Genomic DNA, 8565 nt, shown 5'->3' on the forward strand with positions numbered 1-8565 from the left:
TCCACGTGAGATGAAAAAAGAAGAAATCAAATCCCTAAAAACAAATATGGAACTTGAAATATTTGCCCATGGCGCATTATGTTATTCATATTCCGGACAATGCCTATTAAGCAGTTTCAAAGGTGGTCGAAGCGGAAACAGGGGCACATGCGCCCAGCCTTGCCGTCAAAAATACAAGATTCAAGGCATTAAAAAAGAAGATTATTATTTGTCCCCTTGTGATTTAAGCTTATTTAATCAATTGAAAGAAATTTCCGAGCTGAACATTTCCTGCATCAAAATTGAAGGAAGGATGCGTTCTAAAGAATATCTGGCCATTGTAGTGAGCAATTACAGAAAGGCACTCAACAAATTAAAAAGCAGAAAAGAGATTGAAAGTGAAGAGTTGAATCTGGTTTTTAACAGAGGATTTATCGAAGGTAAATTTAACAATGACACAAAAAGAAGCCTTCGTGCAGGCCATATTGGTTTAAAAATAGGGGAAGTGATTTCAGAAAAGAAAAATCAGATTGCGATTAAATTGGATGATGAAATTAAAAGCATTCCTCAAAAAGGAGATGGCCTTTTAATTATGAAAAATGACAATGATTACGGACTTGAAATCTCCCAAAATCCAATAATAACTACTTTAAATCATTTCCAAAAAGGTAAAGACAAACAAGTTAAGGATTTGACAAGACCTGACAAAGTATTGATTGTTAAAAAGGTATGGCAAAACAAAAAGAGCAATTTTGATTTGAATGAATCCGCCGTTTATCTAACTAAAAGACATGAGCTAACTAAAAAAGTTAAAGAGATTGAAAATAGGAGAACAAGTTATGTCAAATCCAAATTGATTCTCACATTTTCCTTGAAAAATAAGTTTCCAGTATTGAAAGGAAGGTTGGCCCTTGCAAACAAAAAAGTAATCGAATGTGAAGTGAGAGGAAATACTGCCTTTGAAAAACCTATTAAAAAAAGCGTAGATGCCAATACAATTAAAAAACAGCTTTCAAAAGTTGACAATTATCCTTTCCTAATCACACAGATTAACATCAACTATGATGGAACATTGTTTATTCCAATAAGTAAGATCAATGAACTCAGAAGGAATCTCTTCAAAAGCCTCGAAAATGAAGTCATAACATCTTATAATCATAAATTGAAAAAAATCAAATTGGAAGATGCGAAAACTGAAATACCACCATCAAACCCTAATTTTTCTTTTTATACAAACAATCTGAAACATTTGGAAAACCTTGAAAATGTTAAAAGAGTCTATTTGGAAATTCCTCCTCAAAGCGATTCACTTGACATTAATGAAAATAAAAATTACAACTTAAATTACATGATTAGTTTCATAAAAGAAGCTTATGAGATTTCCCATGGCAAAGACTATGAACTGATTTGGAAATGGCCAGACATCGCTCATGATGATTTGATTAAATCATTGAATAAAGTTAGAGGAATATTAACTAAAATGGATTATGACATTCCAATAATGAGCAATTGCTTTAATGCAGAATATGGACCCTACTCAATGAACATTACCAATAATGAATCTGTAAACAGCCTTGAAAATTATAAAATTCTAACAATCTCACCGGAACTTAGAAAGAGGGACCTTGAAGAAATTATAAGACACTGCAAAAATCCGGATAAAATTGAAATTATCGCTCAAGGGTCAATTGAGCTTATGAAAACAAGATATCATTTACTTTATAAAAATGAGCTTAAAAAGGACTACGAGAATTACCTGATTGATTCAAAGAACAACAAGTTCTCGATTCATAGAAGCCTTTCGGGTGAAGAGCTGATTATATTCAGTGATAGTGAACTTTCATTATTTGATGAAATAAATTATTTGAATAGCATTGGATTTTGCAATTTCGCAATAGACGGTCGTTACAAAGAAGATGATTATTATAAAATGATTGATATTTATAAATCTGCTTTTAGAGGAAATATTAACAAAAAAGAATTGATTAAACTCAGCCCTAAAAATACCCTTGCCAACTATTGAATATTACTTTTCAAATGCTCTCGGCAATAAGCAATATATATAAAGATATAAACTATTTTTACAAAAAGGGTTTGGTTAAAATGCAAGGGGAAAAAATTACATTGCAAAACATTAAAGGCATCGGAGATAAGATTTCTGAAAAAATAATCAATAGCGTTGGGGGCGAAAAGGAGCTCCAGAAAATAGTTGATGATGTTGATGTTGAAAGAATTGCCAATATTGAAGGAATAAGCCAGAGAAAAGCAATTGAAATAATGAATCAGCTATTGAACAATCCAGAATATGAGTTTATAAAAAGTGATAGGGCCATGGAGCTTTATGAAGACATCATAAACAAGATATTATCATATTCAAATACATCATATTCCAAAAACAGAATTCTGCTTCTTTCACCATCAAAAGACGTCGGTAAAATAAATTCACAGCTTGATTTTGTAATGAATGCTAAGCAGCACGTTTCACAACTTCCAATAATAAAGTTAAGAGGGCTGATGAAAAATTTAAAAAGTGTTGAAGAGGCAAAACCCGAATATGATCCAAGTAAAGCCATTCTTGTTGAAAGTGAAGAAGATAATTCATATCTCACAGACTTAGGCTTAAATCAATATTATCCGATTATCACCGCCAGTGATTCACCATTGCTTCAGGAAGAAATGATGAATTATGATTTGGTATTTTATGTCTATTCACAGGGAATACTTGATTTTGAAGGAATGCCAAACCTTATAATGATTAACATTGAAGAAGAGGATTATGAAATGGTTCCCGAAAAAATAATCAACTTCTTTATTCAAAATCAGGACTTATTCTCAAGAGTTCATGAAATACAAAAGATCAGAAATAAGGAAAGCGTTCTAGGGGACATACTTCCAATAATTAATGAATTGAACATTATTGATAAAAGGGAAGTGAATATTGAAGAACTTGTTAATTCCCTTAAAGATGATATGGATATCGAATTGGAAAAATCCATCAAACAAGTTGACCTTGAGGGAGATGAAATTCTCAACTTATTAAACAACAACTTCCCTCCAAAGATTAGCAAAATATTTGATGAAATTATCAATAAAAGGAAAGAAATCATTCGTGAAAAAACAGGGTTAAGTTTTGATCCATTTTTAAGAACTTACCCTATCCAAATTGATGAGAGAGAAATACAAAGGGTAACTCTAGAGCAATCTTCTAAAAAGGAAAATGATATTTTCGATATCAAAAAGAGCGCAGCAATTGAATTGAACTCAATTAAAAAAAGAGCGATTGAAGAAGTTGAAGATGCAATTAAATTTGACTATGAATTCAGTTTAGGCAGTTTTGCATATGAATATGATTTATGCAGACCGCAATTCGGCGATGAAATAAAACTTACAGGAGCACTACACTTAGAGCTAGCGCTTAAAAAAGACGAAGATTATGTCCAGAAAGTAGATTATCAACTGACCAAAGATGAAAACATTGCACTTTTAACCGGAGCAAACAGCGGTGGTAAAACAACCCTTCTTGAAACACTAACACAAATTTCTATTATGGCCCAAATGGGACTTCCAGTAAGCGCCACTTCAGCGGAAATAAAATTGTTTGATGAAATATATCACTTTTCCAAAAAACGATCACTTGATGCGGGAGCATTTGAATCATTCTTAAATGTGTTCATACCAATCGTCACCACAAATAGCGAAAAGTTAGTGCTATTAGATGAACTTGAAGGAATAACAGAACTTGATGCAGCAGTTAAAATCATATCCACATTTATTGATATGATAAAAGAGTCCAATTCTTATGGAGTGATTGTCACCCACATGGCCAGAGAATTAATGAACTACACAGATATTCGTGTAGATGGAATTGAAGCTAAAGGATTAGACGAAAATTATAATTTAATTGTTGATAGAACACCAAAAATGAATTTCCTTGCAAAAAGTACACCGGAACTGATTTTAAAAAGAATATATGAAAAATCAGATGATGAATTAAAAGTAGTGTATGCAAGAATTTTAGAAAAATTCTAAAATATTATATGCTACTTTTTACTAATTTTATAATAATGAAAGTTATACCTGGTCCCAGAAATAAAAATATCAAAAGATTAAATGAGATTTATAAAGTATTGAAAAAAAATGATTTTGGGCATTTAATCGAAAAGAATACATTCCTTGTTAGATTTCCATTCTTGAGAAATAGTGATGAAGAAGATTTAGAGGAGTTTACAGATGATTCAGTTCCAATAAGGGTCAGAAGAGTATTTGAAGAATTAGGACCGGCATTTATCAAATTTGGCCAAATGTTAAGTACAAGACCCGACCTTGTTGGAATAGACATTGCAGATGAGCTTAAAAAACTAAGGGACAACACACCAGTCACACCATTCGATGAAATGAAAGAGGTTATGGAAACAGAGCTTGACGCTCCATTAGATAGCATATTTAGTTCAATCAATGAAAACCCTATCGGTTCTGCTTCAATTGGTCAAGTATATAGGGCCACATTAAAAGAAAATGATGAAGAAGTAGCAGTTAAAGTTCTAAAACCTAATTCTCGTGAAATTATTGAATCAGATATTCAAATAATGAAATTTCTGGCAAACAGAATGGACAAATACATTTCAAGAACCAGAACTCTTAACTTGCCTGTAATGGTAAGTGAATTTGAAAAATCAATATTTAAAGAGATAGATTTCCTAGAAGAAATGAGGAATATCCAAACTCTTGCAAATAACTTTAAAACTGTAAACTACATTAAAATACCAAAAGTATATCCTGATTACTGTACCTCACAGGTACTTACAATGGAACTAGTATACGGAATCGAACTTAGTGATTTAATTGAAAGAGATTACCCTGAAATTGATAAGAAAAGAATTGCAGATTATGGATTAAAATCTTATTTTAAACAACTTATGATTGATGGATTCTTCCATGCCGACCCTCATCCTGGAAATATAATTATTACGGAAGACCAAAAGCTATGTTATATTGACATGGGAATGATGGGAATATTAAATGATGAGTTTAGAGAAAATCTAGCAGAACTGATTTTAATCATTATAAGCGGAAACACCGCCAGCATCATTAAGCAATTAGTCTATATGGGCATCATCTCACCGGAACAGAATACAGATCAATTGAAGATGGATGTTGACGAGTTAATGAACAAATACTATGGCGCCAACATGACAAATATGGATGGGGCAATGAAAGATTTGCTTAATGCAATGGTTAAAAACAATGTTGTTCTTCCAAGAGAATTCGTAATGATTGGAAGGGGAATTGCATTGATTGAAGATACAGGTAAAAAACTAGACCCCGAATTTAATGCGACATTCGAATTGAAAAAATTATCATCAAACATTATTAGAAACAAGCTTAAACCTGAAAAAGTAATCTTAGACAGTGCAAATTATTTGCTCCAGTTAGAACACCTGGCAAAAGACCTTCCGGAACTGCTTACCAGCACAATTCAGAAATTTGAAGACGGTGAAGTCGAAATAAAATTAAATGAAATAAGTGAACTTACAAATCAAATATCTGTTGCACTAATCATAGCTTCACTGATTATTGGTTCATCATTAGCATTATTCGCCAATGCAGGACCAAAAATATTTGATATTCCAGCATTAGGATTGATAGGTTTTGTTTTCAGTGCATTTTTAGGCATAATTTTAGTAATGGAATATATGGTAGAAAGATAAAGAATTAATTTTATTGATTTTTTACAATTAAAACCTCTTCCAAACTTGCATCTTATTTTCTTTGTCAAAATATCGATTTAAATCCTGATTATCAACACTCATATTTGGAGAAAACATGCTGCAGGAATCATTTGGGTCAGTATGCCCCATGCCTTTGGTACATATTACCCCTTGAGCCGGACCATTCAACTGTACATTAGTTTGCCAGAATATGCAATTAAGACATACCCTCTCATATCCAACATCAGAAATTCTAATTCCATCAATCTCGTGCATAGTTATCACATATCCTAAATAACCTTTTTTCATTTTTATCTTAGATATGGTCATTACAATTGTTTCATCTCATCGTTAATCTTGTTTTTAATAATTTCTACACATTTTTCTCCATCGTCATCCAAACGGAAAGGATCTGTTGAAAATGCGTTATGCTCACTTAAAACATCCCCCACACCAATTGTTCTGGAAACCTCGATTCCCTTATTGTTTAGAATCTTATTTACACATGCATTACCGCAGCCATTTATTGCTATAATCGGAAATTTTTTAAGCATGTCATCGTTTAATCCTTCAATATCTGCTGAGGTAGAACCCATACAGATTGATATTACATTGCTGTTTTCCTTTTTGCAATCTCCAACTGCAACGCGAGACACTAATCCATTGGCGCTCATTCCATTGCATGAAGCTAAAGCAATTTTTCAGTCATTATCATCACATTTTCCTGTTTGAATATTTTTTCAAGACTTGTATGAGGTCATTATTGGATACCAATATATTATTATCTATTTTAAGTCTTATAAATTAAACATGTAAAATTCATCTCCGACCTAAAGCAGTCAGAGTATTCTTTCACATTTAAGGTAAAGTCTTTGGAAAGATAGTATGAAGTCCAATACTAATCTGTGTGGACTTCATTATTACTGCTGTTGCTGTATTCAAGCAGTCTTCCGACATGACGAGTTTCAAAGAACATGTCTTTTTTAACCATGACTATAATAACTGTAAGCACTATTATTACTATTGTCTCCAGGCACTTAGTCTCTGGAGTCAACGCTATTTTCTCCTGCATGAAATTGACAAAGAAATGGAATATCATGCAAGCCAATATCGAACGGTCGCTTTCAAGATAGACCCATGTAATGACAAATCCCATAGGGATTCCACTCACAAAAAAGTTAAACACATAAAGAGGATTCACCATAAGTCCTGCCTGATATGTTCCTTGAATAAACAATAAAGGAAAATGCCATAAAGACCATAGCACTCCAAAAATCATGGATTCCCAAAACCAGTTCATATAGTTACCGATAGAATCCTCACAGTATCCTTTCCATCCCACTTCCTCAATTATCGAAGCAATTGTAATGGTAATAAATGCTCCAGCTATTCCAACACCAGTAAAAGAAAAGCTTTCAGTAAAGGAAAACTGGTCAAGTGACTGTCCAAAGGCTAGCGACAACAAAATAGAACAGACTATTACAATCGCAAATACAATCACAGCCCAAACTACATTCAGCCATTTTACTTTATAAAAGCCGACGATCTTATTCTTAAAGTCTTGCTTAAGCAAATCTGAGCCTGACGCCATAATGAAAACTGTAGACACAATAGCCGGAGCCATAAGGCCTACGAGCATGAGTAATGGGCTGATGCTTTCTGGCAAGAATATTGCAGGAATCCAAAATATCCAAGTAAAAATATACGCCAGAGCAAAAAAGAGAACCGGTTTATATTTGTAGTTTCCAGTATTGTTCACTCGACCGCCTCCATATCGCTCTTATCAATCAGATTGTAAATGAAACTCATAGTTCCATTTTCTGCCCCAAGAAGTTTTTCAGTCATGTCTATAAATACTGAAATATCCTTTTCAGTGAATGTACCCTCATTAAACGTACTGTCGCTGATGATAAGAAGCATCTTAACGCGCTCGGGGATATTATCACATTCGAAGATGCCCTCATTTACTCCCTCTTCTATAACTTCGGATAAAAGTGGAGTAAGAACATTAATCAATTTTTGTCTGACTTTATAGTGCATTAATACGTTTTCTGGCTGGAAAAGAGCGTTCTTTACGGGTTGTTCTGCTTCGGTAGGTTTTATAGATGCAAGTATCCCAACTATTTTTTGCGGTACTGGAATATCCATTCCTATGACCTGCTCTGCCATTTCGGCCTCATTATCAATCATCATGTCAATGACTTCTTCAAGCATCTGCTCTTTACTTTCGAAATAGTAATAGTATGTGCCTTTAGCTATTTGTGCTTTCTCTATAATTTCGTCAACGCTTGTATTCTCATATCCCTGCATGAGAAACATATCATATGCTATCTTTAACAACTCTTTTTTTCTTTTTTCACCTTTTCTCATAATATTCCACCGAATAGACCATCAGTCTGTTTTTATATTACAATTAACCTCATATTATTGTAAATCATTTTTCGACTTTCAGTCGGTTTTTTGTTTTTAATTCTAATATGAAAATCATATTATATAAATATTTTCACTGGATTTAGAATAACACCTATTGATTAAATATGCCCGGTAAGAAATAATGTTATCATAAAAGAAGTAAATGAATAAAATAAACATTGAATATTCTTTATTTAAAAAAATTGAGTCACCCTCAAAAAATAAAATGTGTTTTTACAAAAATCATTTTGATAAGTGTTGCCCGTATACTAACTCTCTTGAATCATCGCTAGATTACCCTTCGCTCCTCGAGCAACCCTCGAAACGGGCAGCCTATCCAATGCTGGGTTTCTTCTAATCATCGACAGTATCAACTTCCCTCATAAAAGGACCGTAGGCATTGGTCATTAAAAAAATGATATGACAATAATTAATTATATAAAAAATATTATTTAATTATTTCTTG

General features: G+C 32.9%; 7 protein-coding genes. 3 read left to right on the top strand and 4 right to left on the bottom strand.

All coding sequences use genetic code 11. The features are described 5' to 3' along the window. The 3 genes from ACJROP_RS10645 to ACJROP_RS10655 all read left to right on the top strand — a co-directional run. The coding region (locus tag ACJROP_RS10645) for a U32 family peptidase (protein ID WP_406535445.1) at positions 1-2002 on the top strand (2002 nt) is incomplete at its 5' end. An 80-nt stretch (positions 2003-2082) separates the two neighbouring features. After that, complete coding sequence (locus ACJROP_RS10650; protein WP_406535446.1) at positions 2083-4008, top strand: MutS-related protein; 1926 nt, start codon at positions 2083-2085, stop codon at positions 4006-4008. A 35-nt stretch (positions 4009-4043) separates the two neighbouring features. Next, a complete protein-coding gene (locus ACJROP_RS10655; protein WP_406535447.1) occupies positions 4044-5687 on the top strand; it encodes an ABC1 kinase family protein in 1644 nt (547 codons plus the stop codon). A gap of 27 nt (positions 5688-5714) precedes the next feature. Here ACJROP_RS10655 and ACJROP_RS10660 read toward each other — a convergent pair whose 3' ends face one another. The 4 genes from ACJROP_RS10660 to ACJROP_RS10675 form a co-directional block, all read right to left on the bottom strand. Continuing rightward, positions 5715-5963: a hypothetical protein gene (locus ACJROP_RS10660; RefSeq protein WP_406535448.1), complete on the bottom strand. Its 249-nt coding sequence runs from the start codon at positions 5961-5963 to the stop codon at positions 5715-5717. A gap of 53 nt (positions 5964-6016) precedes the next feature. Beyond that, positions 6017-6385 carry a putative zinc-binding protein gene (locus ACJROP_RS10665; RefSeq protein WP_406535451.1) on the bottom strand — a complete coding sequence of 123 codons (369 nt, stop codon included), beginning with the start codon at positions 6383-6385 and terminating at the stop codon, positions 6017-6019. A 200-nt stretch (positions 6386-6585) separates the two neighbouring features. After that, positions 6586-7326 (bottom strand): CPBP family intramembrane glutamic endopeptidase, encoded by a 741-nt coding sequence (locus ACJROP_RS10670; protein ID WP_406535449.1) that lies wholly within the window; start codon positions 7324-7326, stop codon positions 6586-6588. A 116-nt stretch (positions 7327-7442) separates the two neighbouring features. Next, the gene (locus ACJROP_RS10675) at positions 7443-8057 is read right to left on the bottom strand and encodes a TetR/AcrR family transcriptional regulator (RefSeq protein ID WP_406535450.1); all 615 of its coding nucleotides are present in this window, start codon (positions 8055-8057) and stop codon (positions 7443-7445) included. Between the last annotated feature and the right edge of the window lie 508 nt (positions 8058-8565).

The organism is Methanobrevibacter sp. (assembly GCF_045220775.1).
In the GTDB taxonomy this organism is placed as follows: domain Archaea; phylum Methanobacteriota; class Methanobacteria; order Methanobacteriales; family Methanobacteriaceae; genus Methanocatella.